The following is a 25375-nucleotide window of genomic DNA, read 5'->3' as shown; positions in this document are numbered from 1 at the left end:
TCAGCTTACCGGACAACCTTCATCTCGGCTGCACTGGCTGTAGACCGAAGAGGGGAAGTCGTTACGTTCGAAGCTGTAGCGGCTCTGTCGGGTCAGAAGCTGATGGCGCATGGTATGGCGATACGCTGTCGGCGTCTGGGAAAACTGGCGGCGAAACACGCGGGAAAAAGTTTGCTGCGAATCGTATCCGTACTGCATGGCGATATCGAACACGGGACGCTGCGTCTGACTCAGCGCCGCGGCCGCCAGCGTCAGGCGCCGCTCGCGAATATAGTTCCCCAGCGTTTTTTTGGTCACCGTACGAAACATCCGCTGCAGGTGCCATTTGGAATAGCCGGATTTTGCTGCGACCTCATCAATGGAGAGCGTCTTATCAAGATTCTCTTCGATCCAGTCGGTAAGTGTTTGAATGATTTCGTCATGCATACGTCTCTTCTCCCTGGTTCAGCCGCAAAAATAGAAAGGTAACTGTATTTCATTTCGCCTTCTTACTGGCCGCTGAGTATAATTCCTCAAGTTAACTTGAGGTAAAGAGCTAAATGAAAAAATATCGCAATTACCTGAACAAGCGGGAGCTGACCCCAGGCGACGTGGCGAAGCGCTGCGGCGTGGCGGTTTCAGCGCTGCACTTTTATGAAAGCAAAGGATTAATCAGCAGCTTCCGCAATGCCGGCAATCAGCGCCGCTACACGCGTGACGTGCTGCGTCGGGTGGCTATTGTGAAAATTGCCCAGCGTATCGGCATTCCTCTGGCGACAATTGGTGAGCATCTGATGCAGATTTCACCCGGCACGCGGATGACGCCGAAAGAGTGGCGGCTGCTGACCGGGCGCTGGCGGGAGGAGCTGGATCGGCGTATCGACACCCTGACCCGTCTGAAAGACGATCTGGACGGCTGCATCGGCTGCGGCTGTCTGTCGATGGCTGATTGCCCGCTGCGCAATCCGGACGATCGTCTGAGTGAACGGGGGACGGGCGCGATCCTGCTGGAGCCAGAAAAGGATTAGGAGCGTCTATACTGAGACTTCTCATTTTATGCAAGGTTAGCTCATGATCACCGTTCATCACCTTAATAACTCCAGGTCGCAGCGCGTTATCTGGATGCTGGAAGAGCTTGAAACACCGTATCAGATCAAGCGCTACCAGCGCGAAGCGACCATGCTGGCACCAGACTCGCTGAAAAAAGTGCATCCTCTCGGGAAATCCCCAATCATTACCGATGAAAATCGGGTGATCGCCGAATCTGGCGCGATCCTTGAGTACCTTGAGGAGCGTTATGACGCAGAAAAACGGCTGAAACTTTTTGATGAGGAAGAGCGCCTGCAGTCTCGCTACTGGCTGCACTATGCCGAAGGTTCGCTGATGCCGCTGCTGGTGATGAAGCTAATCTTCAGCCGGATGGGCAAACCGCCGGTTCCCTGGCTGCTCAGGCCGGTTGGCAGCGCGTTTGGCAAAGGCGTGCAAAAAGCCTATCTGGATAAACAGCTGGCGACCCACCGCGACTTTATCGAGCAGCATCTGGCCAGCCATGAATGGTTTGCCGGGTCACGTTTCAGCATTGCCGACGTACAAATGAGCTTTCCGCTACAGGCGCTGACCGCACGCGGCGGTGCCGCCGGTTCGCCGGCGATTCAGGCCTGGCTCAGTAAGGTGCAGAGCCGGGCCGCCTGGCAGCGCGCGCTGGAGCAGGGCGGTGAAGTGAAGCTCGACTGAATTTTTTCCCTTCTGCAATCATTACGCGTTTCACATTTCCGTCCGGAGCGTGCGCGTCATAAGAAAGTCCTGTCAGGGAGATCCTGAAAAGAGAGATAAAGTCTTTCCGACAGGCGCTTTTAAAGGCGCCCGGAAAATTTTGGCAAATTTATGCATGAACAGGTGTTGATAATGCCCTGTTAAAGGCTGGATAATCGTTTGCTTTTAAAATAATGCAGCTTTCATGCGTGGTGTGGTAAACGTTTGCCTTTTTTCCGATCGTCGCCTCTTTTCGTGGTTTTCACGATCCGTGAACATTGTTGCCGGGGATGTAAAACGTTGAACCAGGTCAGGCTTCCCGCACCCCGCATTAATAAATCAAAAAAATTCTCAGGGGATTTTCACTATGTCGACTCCTTCTCCACAGGCCGGCGGTTCGTTAGACGCCTGGTTCAACATCTCTGCGCGCGGTAGTACCGTGCGCCGGGAAATTTTAGCTGGCCTGACGACCTTTCTTGCGATGGTCTATTCGGTGATTGTGGTGCCGTCTATGCTGGGCAAAGCGGGCTTTCCTCCCACGGCCGTTTTCGTCTCCACCTGTCTGGTGGCGGGCTTCGGTTCGCTGGTCATGGGGCTCTGGGCCAATCTGCCGATGGCGATTGGCTGCGCGATTTCCCTGACCGCCTTTACCGCCTTCAGCCTGGTGCTGGGGCAGCAGATTAGCGTACCGGTTGCGCTGGGCGCGGTTTTCCTGATGGGGATACTGTTTACCCTGATTTCGGCAACGGGGATTCGCTCATGGATCCTGCGCAATCTGCCGATGGGCGTGGCGCACGGAACCGGGGTCGGCATTGGCCTCTTTCTGCTGCTGATTGCGGCTGATGGCGTGGGTCTGGTGGTGAAAAACCCGGCGCCGGGTCTGCCGGTCGCGCTGGGCGACTTTGCCTCGTTTCCCGTGATCATGTCGCTGCTGGGCCTGGCCGCCATTTTTGGTCTGGAGAAGCGGCGCGTGCCGGGCGGCATTCTGCTGACGATTATCGTTATCTCCGTCATCGGGCTGATGGTCGATCCGGCGGTGAAGTATCAGGGGCTGTTTGCCATGCCGAGCCTGAGCGACGCCAGCGGCAACTCCCTGTTTTTCAGCCTGGATATCCTGGGCGCGCTGAAGCCGGCGGTTCTGCCGAGCGTACTGGCGCTGGTGATGACCGCCGTTTTTGACGCCACGGGCACCATTCGCGCCGTCGCCGGGCAGGCGAACCTGCTGGACAAGGATAATCAGATTATTAACGGTGGCCGGGCGCTGACGACCGACTCGGTAAGCAGCATCTTCTCCGGTCTGGTGGGCGCATCGCCTGCGGCGGTCTATATCGAATCCGCCGCGGGAACGGCGGCAGGTGGTAAGACCGGCCTGACGGCGATTGTGGTCGGCGTACTCTTTCTGCTGATCCTGTTCCTCTCTCCGCTCGCCTACCTTGTCCCTGGCTATGCCACGGCGCCGGCGCTGATGTACGTTGGCCTGCTGATGCTGAGCAACGTCTCGAAAATTGACTTCTCCGACTTCGTGGATGCGATGTCAGGCCTGCTGGCGGCGGTATTTATCGTCCTGACCTGTAATATCGTGACCGGCATCATGCTTGGTTTCGGCGCGCTGGTCATTGGCCGTGTTTTCGCCGGCGAATGGCGCAAGCTAAATATGGGAACGGTGATTATTGCCGTGGCACTGATCGCCTTCTACGCGGGCGGCTGGGCCATCTGATTAGCAGGGGCCGGGCTTCCGGCCCCCGTTTTCTTCCTGTCTGCGCACTTCCTGTTTTCAAACCTTTTATGAATTTGTTTTACTATCGGTGAAGACGGACTGATTACATTGGTCGCATTACTGGTAAACAACAGGAAGACGTATAAGGAAAACATGGAAATCTTTTTCACCATCCTCATTCTCACGCTGGTGGTGTCGCTCTCCGGCGTCGCGGCCCGAATTATTCCCTTTCAAATCCCGCTGCCGCTGGTGCAGATTGCAATGGGCGCGCTGCTTGCCTGGCCGACATTTGGCCTGCATGTGGATTTCGATCCCGAGCTGTTCCTGGTGCTGTTTATCCCGCCGCTGCTGTTCGCCGACGGCTGGAAAACGCCCACCAGCGAGTTCCTGAATCACGGGAGAGAAATTATCGGGCTGGCGCTGGTGCTGGTGCTGATCACCGTGGTGGGCATTGGTTATCTGATCTACTGGCTGGTGCCGGGTATCCCGCTGCTGGCGGCCTTCGCGCTGGCGGCCGTGCTCTCCCCAACCGACGCCGTGGCGCTCTCTGGTATCGTGGGTGAAGGACGTATCCCTAAAAAAATCATGGCGATCCTTCAGGGCGAGGCATTAATGAACGATGCTTCCGGCCTGGTCTCGCTGAAGTTTGCCGTTGCGGTGGCGATGGGCACGATGATATTTACCGTTTCCGGCGCAACCATTGAATTTCTGAAGGTGGCGATCGGCGGCCTGCTGGCCGGGATCGCCATCTGCTGGCTTTACGGTAAGTCGCTGCGCCTGCTCAGCCACTGGAGCGGTGACGATCCGGCGACCCAGACCGTGCTGCTGCTGCTGTTGCCGTTTGCCACCTACCTGATAGCGGAACATCTTGGCGTTTCCGGCATTCTTGCCGCAGTGGCCGCCGGGATGACCATCACCCGCTCGGGCATTATCCGTCAGGCACCGCTGGCGATGCGGCTACGCGCCAACAGCGTCTGGCAGATGCTGGAATTTGTTTTTAACGGCATGGTGTTCCTGCTGCTGGGCCTGCAACTGCCCGCTATCCTGCAAACCTCCGTCACCCAGGTGGAAGTCGATCCGAATGTGGATCTCTGGATGCTGTTCCTCTCTGTGGTGCTGATTTATGCGGCGCTGATGGTGGTCCGCTTTGGCTGGCTCTGGACGATGCAGCTGATCAGCCATCGCCTGCTGAAGAAAAAACCGATGGAGTTCAGCAACTACACGCTGCGTGAGCTGCTTATCGCCTCTTTTGCCGGCGTGCGCGGTGCCATTACCCTGGCCGGTGTGCTCTCCATTCCGCTCTATCTGAGCAACGGAGATGCGTTTCCGGCGCGCTATGAACTGGTCTTTCTCGCCACGGGCGTGATCCTGTTCTCACTGCTGGTCGGCGTGATTGTGCTGCCGATACTGCTGCGCGGGATGCCGGGCAAAGATAAAACCGCCCACCGGCACGAGCTGCAAATGGCGCGGGCGGTAATGGCGGGCTCGGCCATTGAAAGCCTCTACAAAATGGAGGAGCGCCTGACGGCGGATGTGGAGGAGAATATTGATGTCGATCTGCTGAAAGAGGTCAGCTCCCGCGTCATCGGCAATTTGCGTCGCCGGGTAGATGGCAAAGAGGATCTGGATCGCTCCCTGGAGGCGGAGCGGCTTGAGCGGCGCTTTCGCGTAACCGCGCTGCGTGCCGAGCGGGCTGAGCTTTATCACCTGCGCGCCACGCAGAAAATCAGCAACGAGACGATGCAGAAATTGCTGCACGATCTCGATCTGCTGGAGTCTCTGCTAAGTGAAAAGGAAGAGTAGAAGCGATCGTCCCGCAGGCCGCTAATCGCCTGCGGGACGGCTCAGAGCGACAGCCGGGGCGCTTCGCCCGGCCAGAACTCGCGGCAGCAGGCGATCCACGCCTGCGCCCCTTTTGACAGATAGCTGCCGTCACGCCAGATCAGCCCCAGCTCCCAGACCAGATCCGACTCCAGCGGCAGCCACAGCAGATGGCGCTTATCGAGCCGCTGACAGATCGGCTCCGGCAGGATGGCGACGCCCATACCGGCCTGCACCATCGCCGCCAGAAAATCCCACTGCCCGCTGCGTACCGCTATCTGAGGGGAAAATCCGCTCGCCTGAAAAGCACGCATCAGCTGGCGGTTCAGGGAGAACTCCTCGTTGTAGATAAGAATAGGGTGACCCGCCAGCTCGGCGACAGGAATGTGGGTGCGGCGCAGCCATTCCTCCGTACGCGGCACCAGCACGCAGAGCGGATGACTCATCAGCGGCAGGGCATTGAGCGGAAGCTCCTCCGCGACCGGCAGGGCAGTCAGCGCAATATCCAGAGTGCCGGAAAGGACGGCCTGCTGCACGGTCAGGCCGCCAAACTCGGCAATATTCAGCACGACGCCGGGATAACGCTGGCGGAACGCCGAAATCGCTCCGGCAATCTGCATTCCCACCATCGGTGGAATGCCGAGCCGCAGCTCCCCGGTTTTCAGATCGTTAATATCCCTGATCTCCGCCTCCAGCTGCTTAAACTCCTGCAGGATGGTGACGCCGCGCTGGAATACCGCCTGTCCGGTATCGGTAAGATGCAGCTTACGTCCTTCGCGGAGCAGCAGCGTACAGCCCAGCTCATCCTCCAGCTGGCGCAGCATTTTACTGATGGTGGGCTGAGTCACGAAGAGCTGCTCAGCCGCCCGGGTGAAGCTTTGCTGGCGCACCACTTCCACAAAATAGCGTAGGGCTCTGACGTCCATAAACATTCCTGAAAGGCATAGTGTGAATAATATTAAGTCATTTTTTTCACCCTTTGTAACCGCTTTATACTGGCTGCACATTACAGATCAGGAGAAATTATCATGGCGTTGGCAATGCGCCCCGTGCAGCGCGGGTGGATGCAGCGTGTTGAGGTTCCGCTACAGGTCATTTTTTATATCGGATTTTTTTTACTGGCGCAGTGGCTGGTGGATCGGCTGCACCTGCCGCTCCCGGCTAACATTGTCGGGATGCTGCTGTTACTGGCGATGATTATGATGCGTCTTCTGCCTCTGAAATGGGTGAAGGCGGGGTCGCGCTGGCTGCTGGCGGAAATGCTGCTCTTTTTTGTGCCCGCCGTGGTGGCGGTCGTCAACTATACGTCGCTGCTGCGGGTTGAAGGCTGGCGGATTATGCTGGTGATCGGCATCAGCACGCTGCTGGTACTGGCGACGACCGCGCTGGTGGTGGATCGCGTTTACCGCCTCGAAATCTGGCTGGCCCGGCGCCGGCAGGCGCAGCGCGATGAGTGATTTCACCGTCAGCATCCTCTGCCTGCTTGCCACGTTGTGCATCTATTTTTGCAATAAGCGCCTCTACCGCCGCTGGCATAAGCTGCTGCTGATGCCGCTGATCATGACGCCGCTGCTGCTGGTGGCGCTGCTGCTAATCGCCCATATCTCCTGGCAAAATTATATTGGCGAAAGCCACTGGCTGCTGTGGCTGCTTGGCCCGGCGACGCTGGCCTTTGCCGTTCCCGTCTGTGAAAACATGGCGATTATCCGTCGCCACTGGCTGTCGCTGACGGCGGGCGTAATGACCGCCACGCTGGTCGCCGTGATCAGCTCGGTGTGGCTGGCAAGGCTGCTGGCGCTGCCGGAGACGATCCAGCGCAGCCTTGCCGTCCGCTCCATTACCACACCCTTCGCGCTGGCGGCGGCAAAACAGCTCGGCGGCCAGCCCGATCTGGTGGCGCTGTTTGTGGTGATCACCGGCGTGTTCGGTATGGCGATTGGCGATCTGCTGTTTATCCGGCTGGCGATCAAGCAGGGCATCGCGAAAGGCGCTGGTTTCGGCGCTGCGTCACACGGGGCGGGCACCGCACGCGCCTATGAGACCGGCCAGGAGGAGGGCGTGGTGGCAAGCCTGGTGATGATGCTTTCCGGCGTGGTGACGGTTATCTTCGCACCGGTTATTGGTCATCTGATGTGGGCGACGGTTTAGGGGACATATCCTGTTACAGGAGATTTGTAATGTTAACTAAATGGACCGACGATTATCCGTTTTCTCATGTTATTCAGCCAGCAGTTAGTTTACTCTGCGAAGCCGCCGGAAAATGGCGTGAGTAAATTTATCAGGAGAATAATATGAAAGCAGTGGCAACTACCGCAGGCGCGCTGGCGCTTCTGGCGCTGGCAGGATCGGCGCAGGCTATCGAAGGCGGCGTCGACGTCGGTGAAGATTACACAAACGTTCGCGTCGGTCTGGGCACCACCACGCCCGGCCTCGCGCTGTCAGGTAACTGGCTGCGTAGCGATCATGATGGCAGCGTGGGAAGCGTGGGCCTGGGTTATAACGTGGCCATTGGTGACATTTTCCTTTCGCCACAGGTCAAAGTGATGTCCACCAGCCCGAAAGACACTAAAGATGGTTATGCCGTCGCGGTCGGTGGCGGCGTGAACTTCCCGGTAACCAAAATGTTTAACGTCTTTGGTGAGTACTACTACTCTCCGGATTCGTTCTCCAGCCATATTGATAACTACCAGGAAGCGTCAGGCGGCATCAGCTTCCAGCCGATCTCACTGGTAGACGTGCGCGTGGGCTACAAATATATGACCATGAACGGCAAAGACGGTCGCAAAGATAACGTGATCGCCGATGGCCCTTACGTGGGTGCCGCGCTGCACTTTTAATGTAAAAAGGGCGAATCTCCCGATTCGCCCCCTTCACTGACTAGTGCGCTTTCCCGCTGTCGATGCCGACTCCCGTCTGGGAGCGAACAAACTGTGCCTGAAAACGCTGGCGTTCCTGAGCACCTGCCGCCGAGTTATCGGTGACAGAGAAGAACCATGTGCAGGTAAACGCAACCACCATTGAGAACAGTGCCGGATACTCATACGGGAATATCGCTTCAGCGTGGCCCAGCACCTGCACCCACACCGTTGGGCCAAGGATCATCAGCAGTACCGCTGTCCCCAGTCCCAGCCAGCCTCCCACCATCGCACCCCGCGTGGTCAGCTTCGACCAGTACATCGAGAGCAGAATAATCGGGAAGTTACAGCTTGCGGCAATCGAAAACGCCAGGCCAACCATGAAGGCGATATTCTGTTTCTCAAACAGGATACCGAGCGCAATAGCCACAATGCCCAGCACCAGCACGGTGATTTTCGACACGCGCAGCTCCTGCTGTTCGGTCGCCTGACCTTTGCGGAAGACGCTGGCATAAAGATCGTGGGACACCGCGGAGGCGCCAGCCAGCGTCAGTCCGGCAACCACCGCCAGAATAGTGGCGAAGGCGACCGCAGAGATAAAGCCCAGGAACAGACTGCCGCCGACGGCATCTGCCAGGTGAACGGCCGCCATATTGTTACCGCCGATCAGCGCGCCTGCGGCATCCTTAAACGCCGGATTGGCACCGACCAGCAGAATGGCGCCGAAGCCGATGATAAAGGTCAGGAAGTAGAAGTAGCCCATAAAGCCGGTTGCGTAAAATACGCTCTTACGCGCCTCGCGGGCGTCGCTGACCGTAAAGAAACGCATCAGGATATGCGGCAACCCGGCCGTACCAAACATCAGCCCCAGCCCGAGCGACAGCGCCGAAATGGGATCGTTAACCAGCCCGCCGGGGCGCATAATCGCGATGCCTTTCGGGTGAACCGCCATCGCCTGGGTGAAGAGATTGTTGAAGCTGAAGCCGACGGTCTTCATCACCATAATGGCCATAAAGCTGGCGCCGAACAGCAGCAGCACCGCTTTAATAATCTGCACCCAGGTGGTGGCCAGCATGCCGCCGAACAGCACATAGAGCACCATCAGTATGCCGACCAGCACCACCGCAACATGGTAGTCCAGGCCGAACAGTAGCTGGATCAGCTTGCCGGCACCGACCATCTGCGCGATCAGATAGAGCGCCACCACCACCAGCGAGCCGCAGGCGGAAAGCGTACGAATGGGCATCTGCTTCAGACGGTAAGAAGCCACATCGGCGAAGGTATAGCGGCCAAGGTTGCGCAGGCGTTCGGCGATCAGAAAGAGAATAATCGGCCAGCCGACCAGGAAGCCCAGCGAATAGATCAGCCCGTCATAACCGGAGGTGTAAACCAGCGCGGAAATTCCCAGAAAGGAAGCGGCGGACATAAAGTCACCGGCCATCGCCAGACCGTTCTGAAAGCCGGTAATATTCCCGCCGGCGGTATAATAATCGCTGCGTGAGCGGGTGCGTTTGGAGGCCCAGTAGGTAATGCCCAGGGTGGCGGCCACAAAGACGATAAACATCACGATGGCTTCATAGTTCGTCGGCTGTCGTTCTACCGCGCCCGTGATGGCATCCGCCGCCAGCGTTGAGAAAGGAAGCAGCGCCAGCAGCGCAGGCAGTGTGTGGCGTAGTTTCATCCCTTCACCTCATTCAGCAGCTCGCGGGTCAGACGATCGAATTCACCATTTGCCCGCCAGACATAAATACCGGTAAGCAGGAAAGAGATCACAATCAGGCCAACGCCAATGGGAATGCCGCGCGTGACGTTGGTGTCCGCATTAAGCGGCGTGCCCAGCCAGCCCGGCGCAAAAGCGATTAGCAGAATAAAACCGACGTAGAGAATTAACATAATCACGGAGAGCAGGGTGGCAAAAGCCTGGCGTTTTCTGACCAGCTCCTTAAAGCGTGCGCTCTTTTCTATCCGCTGATAAATAACATCGTTCATCACAGAGTCTCCAGAGGTAGTATTGGGAGGGATTATCTCGCCTGCCATATGGCGTTCCGGGCCGGTTCATATGCCTGACGTGCGGCGTACTGATGGCGCGGACGAATTCAAACGGCCTGCGACGATAGCTTCCTTTTTAGTTATTTGACTGTCGGTGGTCGCTTATCTTGATTCTGGTAAAGATGTCTTCAACTACGTTGCGTCATGAAGGAATGCGAAAAGCCACGGCAGCAAAACGCGGGACTGCCGGGCTTTCCGTTTACGGATGATGCCGTGGATCAGGGCATATTGATCGCCTGTTTCTCCTCCAGCAGCTTCTCAACCACGCCCGGATCGGCCAGCGTCGAGGTATCCCCCAGGTTGCCGGTGTCGCCCGTGGCGATTTTGCGCAGAATACGACGCATAATCTTGCCGGAGCGGGTTTTCGGCAGCGAGTCCGTCCAGTGCAGCACATCCGGCGTGGCGATCGGGCCGATCTCTTTCCGCACCCAGTTGCGGACTTCGGCATACAGCTCCGGTGAAGGTTCTTCGCCGCTGTTCAGCGTGATATAGGCATAAATCGCCTGACCTTTGATGCCGTGCGGGATCCCGACCACGGCGGCTTCGGCAATTTTGGGATGAGAGACGAGAGCGGATTCGATCTCTGCGGTGCCCAGACGGTGGCCTGACACGTTCAGCACATCGTCCACGCGCCCGGTGATCCAGTAGTAGCCATCCTCATCGCGTCGTGCGCCATCGCCGCTGAAGTACATATTCTTAAAGGTGGAGAAGTAGGTCTGCTCGAAGCGATCGTGATCGCCGAACAGCGTGCGCGCCTGGCCGGGCCAGGAGTCCGTCATGACCAGGTTACCCTCACAGGCACCTTCCTGCGGGTTGCCTTCGTTATCCACCAGCGCAGGCTGTACGCCAAAGAACGGCTTAGTGGCCGATCCCGCCTTAAGCTCGGTCGCGCCAGGCAGCGGGGTGATCATGAAACCGCCGGTCTCCGTCTGCCACCAGGTATCGACAATCGGGCAGCGGCCATCGCCGATTTTGTTGTAGTACCACTCCCAGGCTTCCGGGTTGATCGGTTCACCGACCGAGCCCATGATGCGCAGGGAGCTGCGATCGGTTCCCTCAATCGCTTTATCGCCTTCGGCCATCAGCGCGCGGATAGCCGTTGGCGCGGTATAAAGCAGCGTGACTTTATGCTTGTCCACGACTTCCGCCATGCGGCTCGGCTTCGGCCAGTTTGGCACCCCTTCAAACAGCAGCGTGGTGGCGCCGCACGCCAGCGGGCCGTAGAGCAGATAACTGTGGCCGGTGATCCAGCCAACGTCGGCGGTACACCAGTACACGTCCTCTGGCCGGTGGTCGAATACGTATTTAAAGGTGGAAGCCACATAAACCAGATAGCCGCCGGTGGTGTGCAGTACGCCTTTCGGCTTGCCGGTGGAGCCGGAGGTATAAAGGATAAATAACGGATCCTCCGCGTTCATCTCTTCCGGCTGATGGTGAGCGCTCGCCTTGTTGACCAGCTCATGCCACCAGAGATCGCGACCGTTCTCCCAGCCGGTCTCTTTACCGGTGCGGCGGAATACCACGACGTTGGTCACGGAGGTGACTTTGGGATTAGCCAGCGCATCATCCACGTTTTTCTTCAGTGGGATGGTACGGCCCGCACGAATGCCCTCATCCGCAGTGACCACGAGCTTAGCGTTACAGTCCGTGATGCGTCCCGCCACGGCTTCTGGCGAAAAGCCGCCGAAAATAACCGTATGGACGGCACCGATACGCGCGCAGGCGAGCATGGCGATGGCCGCTTCCGGCACCATCGGCATATAGATAGCGACAACGTCGCCTTTATTGACGCCCAGCTCCTTCAGCGAGTTGGCAAATCGGCACACTTCGCGGTGCAGCTCGCGAAAGGTCAGCGTTTTACTTTCGCTGGCGTCGTCGCCTTCCCAGATAATGGCCGGATGGTCGCCGCGGCTGTGCAGATGGCGATCGAGGCAGTTGGCTGCCAGGTTGAGCGTGCCATCTTCGTACCAGCGAATGCGGATATCACCAGGGGCAAAAGAGGTGTTCTTCACGGTGGTATAAGGCTTAATCCAGTCAAGAATCCGGCCCTGCTCTCCCCAGAATGCATCGGGGTCCTGCACGGAAAGTTGATACATCGACTGGTACTGTTCGGCGTTAATCAGGGTGTTTTCCGCAATGCTGGCGGGAACGGGATGTCTGTGTTGTTGGCTCATGGCTAATCTCCTTGAAGATGTTAATCATATGTCAATCAAAGGTTAAGTGAAGCGAGCCTGAATGCTTTGTTTGCTTTTTGCGCGACAGATCACGTCATAACGACACGTGATGGAAATGGGGCGGAAAATTACCCTGACGGTGAGCCGCTGACTCATATTATGGCCCCAGAAGAGGGAATCGGGCTGCATAAGCTGCTCACAAAAGAGGCAATTAAACCTTTATGTCACTGTGCCCAAAATGGACGTATTGCATAGCTATGCGTTGAGGTATAAAAATATTTCTAATTATAACAACGGGTTATTTATGAGCCTTTCCCGCAGAGCTTTATCCCGTAAGTCGCTGATAAAGTAGCCGCATCGCTGGCAGGGTTGCATTTATACCAGTGAAAATGGTACTGATCACGCGCCTGCAAATCAGGTATCAACTATCCAATATCCGCGAATTCACCGACGTCGGTACAGCCTCCCTTGAGAGTGATTCATTCCGCAAAGTACGCGCGGAAAGCGGGTTTTGTTAAGGAAAAAATATTATGAAAGCTCCTAAATTCAGCCTGGCCTGGCAAATACTGACGGCGTTGGTACTGGGGATCGTCGTTGGTGCGATATTGCATAATCAGCCAGAGGATCGTGAATGGTTAATCGCCAATATCCTCAGTCCGGCGGGTGACATCTTTATCCATCTGATCAAAATGATCGTGGTGCCTATCGTTATTTCCACGCTGATCGTCGGCATTGCCGGCGTGGGCGATGCGAAAAAACTGGGACGTATTGGTGTTAAAACCATCGTTTATTTCGAAGTGATCACCACCATTGCCATTGTGGTAGGTATTACCCTGGCGAACGTTTTTACCCCTGGCTACGGCATTGATATGTCGACGCTGGCAACGGTGGATATCTCTAAATATGAAGCGACCACGGCGCAGGTACAGGGCGGGGCGCACAGCCTGGTCACGACCATCCTGTCGCTGATTCCGCAGAATATTTTCGCGGCCATCGCCAAAGGCGACATGCTGCCGATTATCTTCTTCTCGGTGCTGTTTGGGCTGGGCCTCTCTTCGCTGCCGTCTGAACATCGCGAGCCGCTGCTGAAAGTGTTCCGTTCCACGTCAGAAACGATGTTCAAAGTCACCCATATGATTATGCGTTACGCGCCAATTGGCGTGTTCGCCCTGATCTCCGTCACCATTGCTAACTTCGGTTTCGCTTCGCTATGGCCACTCGCCAAGCTGGTGATCCTGGTTTATGCCGCGATCCTCTTTTTCGCGTTCGTGGTGCTGGGTGCGGTGGCACGTTTCTGTAACCTGCGCATCACCACGCTGATGCGTATCCTGAAAGATGAGCTGATTCTCGCCTACTCTACCTCCAGCTCGGAAACCGTGCTGCCGCGCATCATGGAGAAGATGGAGGCTTACGGCGCGCCTAAGTCGATTACCAGCTTCGTGGTGCCGACCGGCTACTCCTTCAACCTGGATGGCTCAACGCTCTATCAGAGTATTGCCGCGATCTTTATTGCCCAGCTGTACGGTATCGATCTCTCTCTGGGCGATGAAATCGTGCTGGTACTGACGCTGATGGTAACGTCGAAGGGGATTGCGGGCGTGCCTGGCGTTTCCTTTGTGGTGCTGCTGGCGACGTTGGGCAGCGTGGGGATCCCGCTGGAAGGGCTGGCCTTTATTGCTGGCGTTGACCGCATCATGGACATGGCACGTACTGCCCTGAACGTGGTGGGCAATGCGCTGGCCGTGCTGGTGATTGCCAAATGGGAAAACCAGTTTGATAAAGAGCAGGCCACTGCTTATGAAAGCAAGCTGAAGCATCTCTCTTCACCAACCTGATCGTAAAACGCCTGCCGGTACAGCCGTGCCGCAGGCGTTTCTCACCCGTCTCATCTTCGCTTTTCCCCGCCATGCCATCTTACACTCACCAGAACGCCATAACTGCCGCCAGCGCTTAACCATTCCCTGACGCTACAGTGAAGTTTTTCTGCATGATGAATCGGCCCCTCTGCGCGTGAAAGGGAGCGGATTTAGCTGGTGTATCACCAGTCAGCGCTTATGCAGGCTGGAATCCGGCAAGGATCACAAAATTTCATTTAGGGACTAAAGATCGCTCTCCCTCCGCCGAAAACTATAAAAAATAGTAATCCTTTACTCCTGTCTTAATCTCGCCACGCTTCAAGGATTTACATGCGAAATAATCTGCCCGTCACGCAGCACGAACATGTGTTTGATGATGATGCCACGCTGATGTCTACAACGGATGCCAGCAGCCATATTACCTATGCGAATGATGCATTTATCGAGGTCAGCGGCTACACGCCGGAAGAGATTAACGGGCAGCCCCATAACCTGGTTCGTCATCCGGACATGCCTGCGGAAGCCTTTGCGGATATGTGGGCCACGCTGAAAAAGGGCGAGCCCTGGTCGGCGCTGGTCAAAAACAGACGTAAAAATGGCGATCACTACTGGGTGAGATCCAATACCGTCCCGGTGATGCGTGAGGGCAAAGTTCAGGGCTTTATGTCCGTCCGGACCCGGCCATCGGCGCAGGAAATTAAGGCCACCGAGCAGATCTACCGCGAATTTCGTGAAGGTAAGCGAAAGGGCTGGCGCTTTCATAAGGGGCTGCTGGTACGCAGCGGGATGATGCGCTGGGCGTCGGTACTGAAAACGCTGCCGCTGCGCTGGCGCGTCCGTACGCCGCTGATGCTGCTGCTGCCGCTGAGCGTGGCAGGCGTCTGGGCGCTGGGCCTGGCCGCGCAGCCGCTGGCTATTTTTACCGCCGTGATGGCGCTGCTGCTGCTGTTCACCTCCGCCTGGCTGGAGCAGCAGGTCTCCCGCCCCGTTGAGCGGTTATGCCAGCAGGCGCTGCGGGTGGCGACCGGTGCCAGTCATAAGGTTGAGGAGCAGGACCGCGCCGATGAAATCGGCACAACGCAGCGCGCCATCGGCCAGCTGGGCCTGATGTTCCGCTGGCTGGTCAATGACGTCAGCGGGCAGGCGATCAATGTTCTCAGCGCCAGCGATGCGCTTGCGCGCGGCAATAACGACCTCAGTCGCCGGACCGAGCAGGCCGCCGCAAACGTGCAGCAGACAGCCGCCACAATGAATGAAATGACCGCTACGGTGCAGAGCAACACCGAAACGGCGCAGCAGGTGAACGTGCTGTCGAAAACCACCAGCGATGCGGCGAGCAGCGGCGGTAAAGCGATGAAAGATATGGTCAGCATGATGGCCGAAATCGCTGACAGCTCGAAAAAGATCGCTAACATCACCAGCGTGATTGACGGCATCGCTTTCCAGACCAATATTCTGGCGCTGAACGCGGCCGTGGAGGCCGCACGCGCCGGTGAGCAGGGCAAAGGGTTTGCGGTCGTGGCGGGCGAGGTCCGTAACCTGGCCCAGCGCAGCGCGAAGGCGGCCAGCGAAATCAAAAAACTCGTGGAGGCCAGCACCACCAAGGTACATTCTGGCAGCGACCATGTGAATGATGCCGGTAAAACCATGGAGAACATTGTTTCTCAGGTACAGAACGTGACGTCGCTCATTGCCCAAATCAGCGCGGCGACCGCCGAGCAGGCGACGGCCCTGAGCGAGGTCAGCCTGGCGGTAGAGGATCTCGATCGCATCACCCATCAGAACGCGGCCAGAGTGGAGGAGGGCGCACAGGCGTCAGGACAGATGACGCGGCAGGCGACCCGCCTGGTGGAAGCGATCAGCGTTTTCCGCTAGTCTCCGGCCTGGCTGGCGTTCAGGCGTTCAGCCAGGTTTGCGGGGGCGGTCGTACAAAAAAAAGCAGACCTTGCGGTCTGCCTGGAGGAACGCCCTGGTGTTGGCGTGACTGGACTCGTTTCTGTTTTGCGGTTTACGGGATGGAGGTATAACGGCTGACAGCCCCGTCTGCTGCCTGAAAAATGACTGAGCGACAAAAAGCCCCCCGGTCAACCCTGCCATTTTTAGGTTATTTCTGGAAAGAGTGCAGCAGTTTTTGTTCTAAAGTGTGATTGATACTGCAATTTCATTTTCCCTCTCCCCGCTTTCGCCGTAAAAAGTCACTCCATAAGAAAAATCTTAAGTATCAGGGTGTTGCGTACGCAAAAACAGTGCCATTTTCTTATGGTACTGAATTAAAACTCTTAATTTTTCCGACAATGAAAACTTTTGAAATATAATTTTACTTTTACTGTTATTATTCTTTTTATTAATTAACGGTCCTGCTAAAGATTAATCTTAAATGTTCCCCTTAATATTCTGAACATTCTTTCAGACCCTCCCCTCAGCGCGCTTTTTCACCTCTCCTGACCGGCATAACTCAACTACAGTTAGAGCCGCAGTGCTTTTTTCCTTCAACATCAGAGAGAGATGCGTCATGAGTCAGTTTTTTATGAACAAAAAAAGCGACCTCGTTAACGAGGCGATCGAAGGCGCGCTGCTCAGCAGCCGCTATCACAACCTCAGCCGGCTGGAAACCGGCAGCGATATGCGCATTGTGGTGCGCAACGACTGGGATAAATCCCGGGTGGCGGTGATTTCGGGCGGCGGTTCCGGGCATGAGCCCGCCCACGTAGGCTTTGCCGGGAAAGGCATGCTGACCGCCGCCGTCTGCGGCGACATTTTCGCCTCCCCCAGCGTGGAGGCGGTTCTTGCGGCCATCGTTAACGTAACGGGCGAAAAGGGCTGTCTGCTGATTGTGAAAAATTATACCGGCGATCGGCTTAACTTTGGTCTGGCGGCCGAGAAGGCCAAAAAACGCGGGCTGAAGGTCGGGATGGTAATGGTAAAAGATGATATAGCGCTGCCCGATAATCCTCAGCCAAGAGGCATAGCCGGTACGGCGCTGGTTCATAAAGTGGTGGGCTATGCGGCAGAGCAGGGGGAATCGCTGGAAGCGGTGACCGCCCTGGCTAATGAAGCCATTGAGGCGACCGCGAGTATTGGCCTCGCCTTTGCGACCTGTCATGTGCCCGGCGAAAAACGGGACGATCGTGTTAAGGAGGGCCACAGTGAACTGGGCATGGGGATCCACGGCGAACCGGGGGCTTCAACGCTTGAGACCCAGAACAGCCATGAGATCGTGACGCATCTGACGGAAAAGCTGGCGACGCATAACCCCGACGGAAAAAAAGTGGCGCTGCTGGTGAATAATCTTGGCGGCTTCTCCGCGCTGGAAATGGCCGTGCTGACACGTGAAGTGCTTCATTCTCCATTGGGTAAAAAGGTGAAGCTGCTGGCAGGTCCGGCCACGCTGGTCAGTGCGCTTGATATGAAAGGTTTTTCACTCTCCACCCTGCTGCTCTCTGAACGTCTGGAAGAGGCACTGCTGGCACCGGTGGAAGCCAGCGGCTGGCAGCCCGTGACGGTGGTGAAGGCGCTGACGCCGGTTGAAGGCGAAAAGGTGGCATTTCAGCAGCAGTTTACGCCTTCTGCTAATGCTGAGGCCGCCGGCGTCGTGCGGGTCGTTTGTGAAACGCTGGTCAGCATGGAAAAAGAGCTGAATCAGCTGGATGCCAGAGTGGGCGACGGCGATACCGGCTCGACCTTTGCGGCGGGCGCGGGCAAGGTGCTCAGTGAGCTGGAGCAGAATAAGCTGCCGCTTAACGACGCCGCCAGCCTGCTGACGCTGGTGGGTGAACAGCTGGCAGTGGTGATGGGAGGATCGAGCGGCGTGCTGATGTCGATCATGTTCACCTCCGCCGGACAGAAGCGGGAAGAGGGCGCGTCTCTGGCCGAAGCGCTGGTCTACGGGCTGGAGCGTATGCAGCATTACGGCGGGGCACGTCCCGGTGACCGGACGATGATCGATGCGCTTCACCCGGCCTTTGAGGCACTGGTGGCCGGTAGCGATCTGGCGAGCGCGGCGCAGGCCGCGAAGAAAGGGGCCGATGAGACCGCGAAAATGACCTCAGCGCAGGCCGGACGCTCCTCCTATCTCAATCAGGAGAGCCTGAGCGGGGTGAAAGATCCCGGCGCGCTGGCGGTAGAAAAGGTCTTCGCTGCCCTGGCAAAACAGGCAAACTAACTTAAATTCCTCAGCCGTCTGTGCCCCCGTTTACGGGGGCTTTTTTATTTGCAGTAAAAGCCGCAGCGCACTTTTCTGGGGCGCGTTATTGCTCAATAAAAGCAATTTATTTTATTTACTCCTGATTAAAAGCAAATTTTTTCGCAGGGATTTCCCCGGCTGTTAAATAAAATCTGAATGTTTTGTATGCAGTGCCGATAATCCCTGAATAACTTTCACCGGAAAGGGAAATTGCTTGAATTCACGACTCTTTTCAGTTTATAGCTAATGCTAAAATTACTAAAAAATATTCCTTTCGTTACGGCTGGGATAAAAACATCCTATTTATGCCAGCTTATGGCGTCGTGTAACGACTGAGGACTTACTCCGGGCGATCCCGGTTGAGCGTTCTGTAACCAGGCGAAAAAAATAATGAATGAAAACGACGATGTTATGTACCGTCTTCTGGTACAGAACATTCATGGCTATGCGCTATTTATGTTAAAACCTGATGGCACGGTGATGAACTGGAACGCCGGTGCGCAGCGCGCTATCGGGTATTTATCCTCTGAAATCGTGGGCAGGAATTTTGCCTGTTTCTTCAGCGAAGAAGAGCAGGCAAAGGGCCTTCCGCAGCGTGGGCTGCAAATTGCGGAAGAGACGGGGCGCTACGACGTTGAAGGCTGGCGCTACCGTAAAGACGGAAGCGCGTTCTGGGCGCATGCGGTCATTGATGCGGTCCGGGCCGAGGACGGCACGCTGATTGGCTTCGCCAAAATCACCCGCGACTGTACCGAACAGAAAGAGAAACTGGCAGAGCAGCGCGCGCAGGAGCAAAAATTCCGTCTGCTGGTGGAAGGCGTCACCGACTATGCCATCTATATGCTGGATCCGGAGGGCCATGTCGTCAACTGGAACGAAGGGGCCAGGCGCAATAAGGGCTATACCGCCGAAGAAATTGTTGGCAAGCACTTTTCCTGCTTCTACAGCCGGGAAGACCGGCAGGCAAAGCTGCCGGAAAATAACCTGAAAACGGCCTACCAGACCGGGCGATTTGAGGAGCAGGGCTGGCGTATCCGCAAGGATGGCAGCGCGTTCTGGGCGCACGTGGTGATCGACGCCGTGCATGATGATGATGGCAAGCTGATTGGCTATGCCAAAATCACCCGCGACTGCACCGAGCAGCAGCGCTCCCTCAACGAACAGCGGGAGCAGGCGGAGGTATTCCGCCTGCTGGTTGAAGGCGTCAGCGATTACGCCATCTATATGCTGGATCCGCATGGCCTGGTGGTGAACTGGAATGCCGGAGCGCGGCGGGCGAAAGGCTACAGTGCCGGTGAGATCGTCGGCAAGCACTTCTCCTGCTTCTACAGCGCGCAGGATCGCCAGGCCAGCGTGCCGGAAACTAACCTGAAGACGGCGAATACGGTAGGACGCTTTGAGGACCAGGGATGGCGCTATCGTAAAGACGGCAGCGCATTCTGGGCGCATGTGGTGATTCAGGCGATCTATAACGACGAAGAAAGGCTGCTGGGGTATGCCAAGATCACCCGCGACTGTACGGAAGTACGCGAGTATGAGCAGCAGATCCTGCGGGCAAAAGATCTCGCCGAACAGAACAGCGTCAGAACCGCTTCTCTCTCTAAGTTTCTGGATACGATTATCACCAATATTCCCTCCTGCGTGATTGTGGAAGATCTGGTTTCGCAGGAGATTCTGTTACTGAATAACAGAGCTGAACAGTTGCTGGGCGTATCACAGCCGCAGATGAGCGGTAAAAAACTGTCGGATCGGCTCCCGCCGGAGATGGCAGCCTATTTTGCCCAGCTCTCCGCCGCGGCGCAGCGTAATGAAGGAGTGCACAGGAACGAGCAGCTGCTGCTGACGCAGGGCGGTGAGCGCATTATCAGCGCCTCAGCCTCCATTGTCCGTGGCAGCGATGCGCGCGATAACTATGTGCTGCTGATTGCCAATGACGTCACCGATCAGCGTGCGGCCGATGCCCGCATCCATCACATGGCCCACCACGATAATCTGACCAGCCTGCCGAACCGTGAGCTGTTCAGCCAGCGCCTGAATGAGGCGCTGCGCGCCGATAAAGAAAACGGTAAGCGCACCGCCACGCTTGGACTCGATCTCGATAATTTCAAAAACGTCAATGATGCGCTTGGCCATCAGGTAGGGGATGACCTCCTGCGGGCAGTGGCCGTCCGCTTACGCAACGTGCTGCGCGATCAGGATACGCTGGCGCGCAGCGGCGGCGATGAGTTTTCGATTGTGCTGCCCGGCCTGATGCAGATTGCTGAAGCTGAAGCGGTCGCAAAAAGGCTGATTGAGGCGATCAGGCCCACGTTCAGCGTTGATGGTCATAACCTCTCGGTGGGCCTCAGCATCGGTATTGCGCTGGCCGACAGCAAGCTCAATACGCCCGATCAGCTGCTGCGCTGCGCTGATATGGCGCTGTATGAGGCGAAACGTAACGGACGTAACCGGTTTGAACACTTCTCAGCCGCCATGGGAGAAGCGGCCAGCAAGCGGCGGATGATTGAAACCGATCTGCGTGAGGCGATGACGGGACGGCACCTTAAGCTTTACTACCAGCCGATCACCAACGGCCAGGGCGAGGAAATCATCGGTTATGAGGCGCTGATGCGCTGGCATCATCCGGAAAAAGGGCTGATCATGCCGTTAGATTTTATTCCCATCGCCGAAGAGACCGGACTGATCCACAGCCTCGGCGCCTTTGCGCTTTATGAAGCCTGCCGGGAGGCGATCACCTGGCCCGCCCATCAGAGCGTGGCGGTTAACCTCTCGCCGCTACAGTTCAAAAACAGCTCGCTGGTTTCCGTTGTGCAGGCCGCGCTGAAGGATTCAGGGCTGGCGCCGCAGCGTCTGGAGGTTGAAATTACCGAGTCCGTGCTGCTGGATAACACTCTGGTCAATATCCGCACGCTGCAAAAACTCAAGGCGCTGGGCGTCCGCATCGCGCTGGACGATTTCGGCACCGGCTACTCGTCGCTCAGCTACCTGCGTTCGTTCCCGTTCGATAAAATCAAAATTGATAAGTCGTTTATTAACGATATGAAGGAGAGCCGGGAGGCGCTGGCCATTATCCGGGCCATTACCGGTATGAGCCGCAGTCTGGATATTCAGATCACCGCAGAAGGTGTCGAGAGCAGCGAGCAGTTTGAGCAGCTTAAGATTGAGGGCTGCACGCTCTTCCAGGGGTACTATTTTGGCCGGCCTCAGCCTTCTGAAACGCGACTGAAAATTTTCCACCCACCGGAGCGATTCCGGATGGCCCCTCCTGATGCCATGCTGCCGGAGAGTCCGCCAACGGGCCTGGTTGATCCTGGTGCTGCTGCCGGTAGCTAGCGCTGCCTGTTTTTTCAACAGCTATCACTCTTTCCCCCCGCTGCCCCGACTACACTTCTCCTGTTTACGCCATCACGACGTTTCAGGAGAAGTTATGCAGATCACACCCTATCTGTTCTTTTCAGGAAATTGCGAAGAGGCCATTGCCTTTTACCACCAGGCGATTGACGCGCATCTGGCCTTTAAAATGACCTGGGGCGATATGCCGCCCGATCGGGCACATCATGGCTGTGACAGCGCAGGCCCGCTGCCGGCGGAGAAGATCATGCATGCCCAACTGCGCATTGGCGACAGCGAACTGTTGATGTGCGACAGCCCCGACACAGCGCCGGTAATGGCAGGAAGCGCAATTTCGCTCTCCACCGTTGACCTGGCGGAAGGGAAACGCTGGTTTGATAATCTGGCCGTCGGGGGAACGATAACACGGCCATGGGAGGAGACGTTCTGGGCCAGCGGTTTCGGTATGCTGACCGACAGGTTCGGCATCGCCTGGATGGTGAGCGTCGTAAAACCGCAGGGCCGCTGAGGGGGCTGTTTATGTCAGGTAATGTTAAGCCCATCAAGCGCCGCTAGCAGCGCGTCAACTTTTGGCGTCAGCTGCTTTCTGCGCGGCCAGATCACATAGAGCGGCAGACCGGTCACCGCCAGTTCCGGCAGGATCTGCACCAGTTCACCGCTCGCCAGCTGCTTCTCCATCAGCCAGGTCGCCATTTGCGCCACGCCGAGCCCGGCAACCACCGCAGAGATTTGCGCCTCACCGTCTCCCAGCGCCATTCTGTACGCCACGTTGCGCGGCGCTATCCGGCCATCGGGCGCGGCGATGTGCCACGGGCTGGTGCTGCCGTCGACCCGGTGGTAGACAATAGCGCGATGTTTACTTAACGCTTCCAGCGTTTGCGGCGTACCAAACTGCGCAAGATAGTGCGGCGCGGCGCAGAAAATTAACCGTTCATTGCCCAGAAAGCGAAAGCCCAGGGAAGGGGGATACTCCGCCGGGCCGCCGATCCTTACTGCGATATCCACCCCTTCTTCAAACAGGTCCACAAAACGGTCGGAGAAAGCGAGGCTGATCTGCATCTCAGGATTCTGCTGGCAGAAGGTGTTCAGCAGAGGCATGACGCGCATGCGTCCGAAGGTATTGGGTACGGCGATTTGCAGCTTGCCCACGGGGATAGTGCGCTGCGCTGCCAGCACGGATTCTGCTTCCGCCAGCTCGTTCAGCACGCGGGTACAGGTGTCAAAAAATGCCTGACCGGCGTCGGTCAGCGTCAGGCGACGGGTGGTACGCTCGAATAATTTTGAGCCAAGGCGCGCTTCCAGTTTCGCGACACTTTTACTGACCGCCGAGCTGCTCAGGTGCAAACTTTCCGCCGCCGCGGTAAAGCTGCCCTGTTCAACGGCCGCCACAAAAGGCGTAATGCCCTTAAGACGATCGAGACTGTGCATGATTCGTGAACTCAGTTCATTAATGTTGTGAATTTATACCTCAGACAAGACTTAAATTCTCTATTAAGCTTACCTTCTGAACTGAAAAGGAGAGAAATTATGCAACCACGCGCATTAATCGTCGGCGTCAGCGGCGTTGTCGGCACCGCTATTGCGGAACAGCTTACCGGTGACGGCTGGGAAGTGTACGGACTGTCACGCGGGCGCACCGCGATCCCCGCAGGCTGTAAATCCCTGACGGCGGATCTGACCGACAGTGCCTCCGTGGCCGAAGCGCTGAACGGCGTGAAGGTCGATAAAGTATTTTTCAGCGTCTGGGCCAGACAGGAAAATGAGAAAGAGAACATCCGCGTTAACGGCGCGATGGTGCGCAACGTTATCGATGCGCTGGGTGACGGCCTGAAAGGCGGCCATGTCGCGCTGGTGACCGGCCTGAAGCACTACCTGGGCCCGTTCGATGCCTATGGCAAAGGCGCGGTACCGATGACGCCTTTCCGTGAGGAGCAGGGACGTCAGCCGGTCGATAACTTTTACTACGCGCAGGAAGATGAAGTCTTTGCCGGTGCAGAAAAGTATGGCTTCACCTGGAGCGTACACCGTCCGCACACTATCATCGGCTTCGCGCTGGGCAACGCCATGAACATGGGCCAGACCCTGGCGGTCTATGCCAGCCTCTGTAAGCAGACCGGCCAGCCTTTCCTGTTCCCCGGCTCCGAAGCGCAGTGGGAAGGCGTTACCGATATGACCGATTCGCGCGTGCTGGCTCAGCAGGTGGAATGGGCGGCGACCACTTCCTCAGCCCAGAACCAGGACTACAACGTCGTTAACGGTGACGTATTCCGCTGGAAGTGGATGTGGGGCCAGATTGCCGACTACTTCGGCATCGAAGCCGCGCCGTTTTCCGGCGAAGCACAGCCGCTTGAAGGCCGTATGGATGACGCGCCCGCGCAGTGGGAAGCGATTGCGAAGCAGTTCGATCTTAAAGAAGCGGATATCACCCGTCTGGTCTCCTGGTGGCACACCGATGCGGATCTGGGCCGTCCGATGGAGGTCTTTACCGACATCAGCAAAAGCCGTAAGGCAGGCTTCACCGGTTACCAGTGTACCCGCGACGCCTTCATTGCCCTGTTCGATCGCCTGAAAGCCGAGAAGCTTATTCCCGGCTGATGCCGTCACTGCTGCGTGCACCAGAGTGTGTACGCAGCAGGCTGAAAAGAAGATTCGCAGGCAACTATTGTTTCTTTGAGGAAACAATAGCGTGAAAGATTCGCTAATTGTTGCTAAAAGGCGCGCCTGAGTTAGGATAACGTCATCAGGTTACGGCGCTTCAGGCGGCGAGGGCATATCCCGTCAGCGCAGGCGACCCGCTAACCCCTTGTGAAACTCTTTCAGACAGGCAGGTGCGATTGTGAGCAATAAAACTATTCACTGGAACGGCGGCTTACAGCCAGAAGCCGTTAAGATCTTATCCGCCGAGGGCGGCATGATCGTTTGCCCGACCAAAGTGGGCTATATCATCATGACTTCAGACGCTAAAGGTCTGGAGCGCAAATTTGACGCCAAGCAGCGCAACCGCAATAAGCCGGGCGTGGTGCTGTGCGGTTCGCTGGCGCAGCTGAAAGAGCTGGCGCAGCTGAACCCGGAAATCGAGTCTCTCTATCAGCAGCACTGGGATAAAGACGTGCTGCTGGGCTGCATCCTGCCGTGGAAAGAAGAGGCGGTGGCGCGTATTCCTGATGATGGTTCGAAAGATCTGATGATGGACCGCCGCCAGACCAGCTGCTTCGTGATTAAATTCGGCGTGCCTGGTGAGAATCTGGCAAAAGAGCTGTGGGAAAACCACGGTAAATTCTCCTTCGCCAGCTCCGCTAACCCGTCAGGCAAAGGCAACCGTGGGCTGGTGGAAGGCATCGGCGAGCGCATTGAATCGCAGGCCGACCTGATTATTGAAGCCAACGATTATGTGAAATCGATTCAGCCAAATGAGTCTGAAAAAACCCGCTATGAGCAGGGTGTGATGGTGGCGATGGTGGATGAGAGCGGCAAACTGGTGCCGGAACAGAAGGGCGAACGTAATATCACGCCTTGCCCGGTACTGATTCGTAAAGGACTGGACGTGGATAAGATCATGTCGATGCTTTCCGATACCTTTACCACCTGGGATTACCGTCACGGTAACTACTACTGAGTTCCGACGGGGCGGCGCCTGC

General features: G+C 56.8%; 20 protein-coding genes. 14 read left to right on the top strand and 6 right to left on the bottom strand.

The features are described from left to right. Complete coding sequence (gene soxS / locus AAH446_RS18595) at positions 1-426, bottom strand: superoxide response transcriptional regulator SoxS (protein WP_342908165.1); 426 nt, start codon at positions 424-426, stop codon at positions 1-3. A gap of 113 nt (positions 427-539) precedes the next feature. On the opposite strand from soxS, the gene soxR reads away from it, so the two are divergent. The 4 genes from soxR (at position 540) to AAH446_RS18575 (ending at position 5251) form a co-directional block, all read left to right on the top strand. Next, a complete protein-coding gene (soxR, locus tag AAH446_RS18590) occupies positions 540-1007 on the top strand; it encodes a redox-sensitive transcriptional activator SoxR (RefSeq protein ID WP_342908164.1) in 468 nt (155 codons plus the stop codon). Positions 1008-1050: 43 nt separating this feature from the next. Next, complete coding sequence (locus AAH446_RS18585; RefSeq protein ID WP_342908163.1) at positions 1051-1713, top strand: glutathione S-transferase family protein; 663 nt, start codon at positions 1051-1053, stop codon at positions 1711-1713. Between the two features lie 385 nt (positions 1714-2098). Next, positions 2099-3448, top strand: a complete 1350-nt coding sequence (locus tag AAH446_RS18580) for an NCS2 family permease (protein WP_342908162.1) — start codon at positions 2099-2101, stop codon at positions 3446-3448. Between the two features lie 153 nt (positions 3449-3601). Continuing rightward, positions 3602-5251, top strand: coding sequence for a Na+/H+ antiporter (locus tag AAH446_RS18575; protein ID WP_342908161.1), 1650 nt, complete (start codon positions 3602-3604; stop codon positions 5249-5251). A 41-nt stretch (positions 5252-5292) separates the two neighbouring features. Here the strand turns inward: AAH446_RS18575 and AAH446_RS18570 are convergent, their stop codons facing one another. Continuing rightward, complete coding sequence (locus AAH446_RS18570) at positions 5293-6195, bottom strand: LysR family transcriptional regulator (protein ID WP_342908160.1); 903 nt, start codon at positions 6193-6195, stop codon at positions 5293-5295. Positions 6196-6297: 102 nt separating this feature from the next. On the opposite strand from AAH446_RS18570, the gene AAH446_RS18565 reads away from it, so the two are divergent. The 3 genes from AAH446_RS18565 to AAH446_RS18555 all read left to right on the top strand — a co-directional run bounded on the left by AAH446_RS18565 (position 6298) and on the right by AAH446_RS18555 (position 8106). Beyond that, positions 6298-6726: a CidA/LrgA family protein gene (locus AAH446_RS18565; protein ID WP_342908159.1), complete on the top strand. Its 429-nt coding sequence runs from the start codon at positions 6298-6300 to the stop codon at positions 6724-6726. Next, on the top strand, positions 6719-7417 hold the full coding sequence (locus AAH446_RS18560; RefSeq protein ID WP_342908158.1) for an LrgB family protein: 699 nt from the start codon (positions 6719-6721) through the stop codon (positions 7415-7417). Before AAH446_RS18565 ends, AAH446_RS18560 begins: the two co-directional genes overlap by 8 nt. 143 nt (positions 7418-7560) lie before the next feature. Beyond that, positions 7561-8106, top strand: a complete 546-nt coding sequence (locus AAH446_RS18555) for a YfaZ family outer membrane protein (RefSeq protein WP_342908157.1) — start codon at positions 7561-7563, stop codon at positions 8104-8106. Positions 8107-8146: 40 nt separating this feature from the next. Here the strand turns inward: AAH446_RS18555 and actP are convergent, their stop codons facing one another. From actP to acs, 3 genes are all read right to left on the bottom strand, one after another. Then, the gene (gene actP / locus AAH446_RS18550; RefSeq protein ID WP_342908156.1) at positions 8147-9805 is read right to left on the bottom strand and encodes a cation/acetate symporter ActP; all 1659 of its coding nucleotides are present in this window, start codon (positions 9803-9805) and stop codon (positions 8147-8149) included. Continuing rightward, positions 9802-10113, bottom strand: coding sequence for a DUF485 domain-containing protein (locus tag AAH446_RS18545; protein ID WP_342908155.1), 312 nt, complete (start codon positions 10111-10113; stop codon positions 9802-9804). Before AAH446_RS18545 ends, actP begins: the two co-directional genes overlap by 4 nt. A 278-nt stretch (positions 10114-10391) precedes the next feature. Further along, the gene (gene acs, locus AAH446_RS18540) at positions 10392-12347 is read right to left on the bottom strand and encodes an acetate--CoA ligase (protein WP_342908154.1); all 1956 of its coding nucleotides are present in this window, start codon (positions 12345-12347) and stop codon (positions 10392-10394) included. A 530-nt stretch (positions 12348-12877) separates the two neighbouring features. Between acs and gltP the strand changes: the two genes are divergently transcribed. From gltP to yjdN, 5 genes are all read left to right on the top strand, one after another. Further along, positions 12878-14182, top strand: coding sequence for a glutamate/aspartate:proton symporter GltP (gene gltP, locus AAH446_RS18535; protein ID WP_342908153.1), 1305 nt, complete (start codon positions 12878-12880; stop codon positions 14180-14182). Positions 14183-14533: 351 nt separating this feature from the next. Then, positions 14534-16078 (top strand): methyl-accepting chemotaxis protein, encoded by a 1545-nt coding sequence (locus tag AAH446_RS18530; protein ID WP_342908152.1) that lies wholly within the window; start codon positions 14534-14536, stop codon positions 16076-16078. Between the two features lie 637 nt (positions 16079-16715). Continuing rightward, positions 16716-18365 (top strand): dihydroxyacetone kinase subunit DhaK, encoded by a 1650-nt coding sequence (locus AAH446_RS18525; protein WP_342908151.1) that lies wholly within the window; start codon positions 16716-16718, stop codon positions 18363-18365. Positions 18366-18776: 411 nt separating this feature from the next. After that, complete coding sequence (locus AAH446_RS18520; RefSeq protein WP_342908150.1) at positions 18777-21719, top strand: EAL domain-containing protein; 2943 nt, start codon at positions 18777-18779, stop codon at positions 21717-21719. A 94-nt stretch (positions 21720-21813) separates the two neighbouring features. Further along, positions 21814-22245, top strand: coding sequence for a VOC family metalloprotein YjdN (gene yjdN, locus AAH446_RS18515; protein WP_342908149.1), 432 nt, complete (start codon positions 21814-21816; stop codon positions 22243-22245). Between the two features lie 14 nt (positions 22246-22259). Here the strand turns inward: yjdN and AAH446_RS18510 are convergent, their stop codons facing one another. Then, positions 22260-23165, bottom strand: coding sequence for a LysR substrate-binding domain-containing protein (locus AAH446_RS18510; protein ID WP_463322837.1), 906 nt, complete (start codon positions 23163-23165; stop codon positions 22260-22262). A 99-nt stretch (positions 23166-23264) separates the two neighbouring features. Here AAH446_RS18510 and AAH446_RS18505 point away from each other — a divergent pair, with 99 nt between their 5' ends. Together AAH446_RS18505 and AAH446_RS18500 are read left to right on the top strand one after the other, a co-directional pair. Beyond that, positions 23265-24332 carry an SDR family oxidoreductase gene (locus AAH446_RS18505; RefSeq protein ID WP_342908148.1) on the top strand — a complete coding sequence of 356 codons (1068 nt, stop codon included), beginning with the start codon at positions 23265-23267 and terminating at the stop codon, positions 24330-24332. A 241-nt stretch (positions 24333-24573) separates the two neighbouring features. Continuing rightward, positions 24574-25353 carry an L-threonylcarbamoyladenylate synthase gene (locus AAH446_RS18500; protein WP_342908147.1) on the top strand — a complete coding sequence of 260 codons (780 nt, stop codon included), beginning with the start codon at positions 24574-24576 and terminating at the stop codon, positions 25351-25353. The last annotated feature ends 22 nt before the right edge of the window (positions 25354-25375 follow it).

Source organism: Erwinia psychrophila, from assembly GCF_039023475.1.
Taxonomy (GTDB): domain Bacteria; phylum Pseudomonadota; class Gammaproteobacteria; order Enterobacterales; family Enterobacteriaceae; genus Erwinia.
The sequence above is the reverse complement of the archived record's forward strand: the minus strand, read 5'-3'. Positions and strand labels throughout refer to the sequence as shown.

Coding starts and splice junctions, on each gene's coding strand:
- soxS (WP_342908165.1), bottom strand. CDS start 426: ATGCATGACGAAATCATTCAAACACTTACCGACTGGATCGAAGAGAAT.
- soxR (WP_342908164.1), top strand. CDS start 540: ATGAAAAAATATCGCAATTACCTGAACAAGCGGGAGCTGACCCCAGGC.
- AAH446_RS18585 (WP_342908163.1), top strand. CDS start 1,051: ATGATCACCGTTCATCACCTTAATAACTCCAGGTCGCAGCGCGTTATC.
- AAH446_RS18580 (WP_342908162.1), top strand. CDS start 2,099: ATGTCGACTCCTTCTCCACAGGCCGGCGGTTCGTTAGACGCCTGGTTC.
- AAH446_RS18575 (WP_342908161.1), top strand. CDS start 3,602: ATGGAAATCTTTTTCACCATCCTCATTCTCACGCTGGTGGTGTCGCTC.
- AAH446_RS18570 (WP_342908160.1), bottom strand. CDS start 6,195: ATGGACGTCAGAGCCCTACGCTATTTTGTGGAAGTGGTGCGCCAGCAA.
- AAH446_RS18565 (WP_342908159.1), top strand. CDS start 6,298: ATGGCGTTGGCAATGCGCCCCGTGCAGCGCGGGTGGATGCAGCGTGTT.
- AAH446_RS18560 (WP_342908158.1), top strand. CDS start 6,719: ATGAGTGATTTCACCGTCAGCATCCTCTGCCTGCTTGCCACGTTGTGC.
- AAH446_RS18555 (WP_342908157.1), top strand. CDS start 7,561: ATGAAAGCAGTGGCAACTACCGCAGGCGCGCTGGCGCTTCTGGCGCTG.
- actP (WP_342908156.1), bottom strand. CDS start 9,805: ATGAAACTACGCCACACACTGCCTGCGCTGCTGGCGCTGCTTCCTTTC.
- AAH446_RS18545 (WP_342908155.1), bottom strand. CDS start 10,113: ATGAACGATGTTATTTATCAGCGGATAGAAAAGAGCGCACGCTTTAAG.
- acs (WP_342908154.1), bottom strand. CDS start 12,347: ATGAGCCAACAACACAGACATCCCGTTCCCGCCAGCATTGCGGAAAAC.
- gltP (WP_342908153.1), top strand. CDS start 12,878: ATGAAAGCTCCTAAATTCAGCCTGGCCTGGCAAATACTGACGGCGTTG.
- AAH446_RS18530 (WP_342908152.1), top strand. CDS start 14,534: ATGCGAAATAATCTGCCCGTCACGCAGCACGAACATGTGTTTGATGAT.
- AAH446_RS18525 (WP_342908151.1), top strand. CDS start 16,716: ATGAGTCAGTTTTTTATGAACAAAAAAAGCGACCTCGTTAACGAGGCG.
- AAH446_RS18520 (WP_342908150.1), top strand. CDS start 18,777: ATGAATGAAAACGACGATGTTATGTACCGTCTTCTGGTACAGAACATT.
- yjdN (WP_342908149.1), top strand. CDS start 21,814: ATGCAGATCACACCCTATCTGTTCTTTTCAGGAAATTGCGAAGAGGCC.
- AAH446_RS18510 (WP_463322837.1), bottom strand. CDS start 23,165: ATGCACAGTCTCGATCGTCTTAAGGGCATTACGCCTTTTGTGGCGGCC.
- AAH446_RS18505 (WP_342908148.1), top strand. CDS start 23,265: ATGCAACCACGCGCATTAATCGTCGGCGTCAGCGGCGTTGTCGGCACC.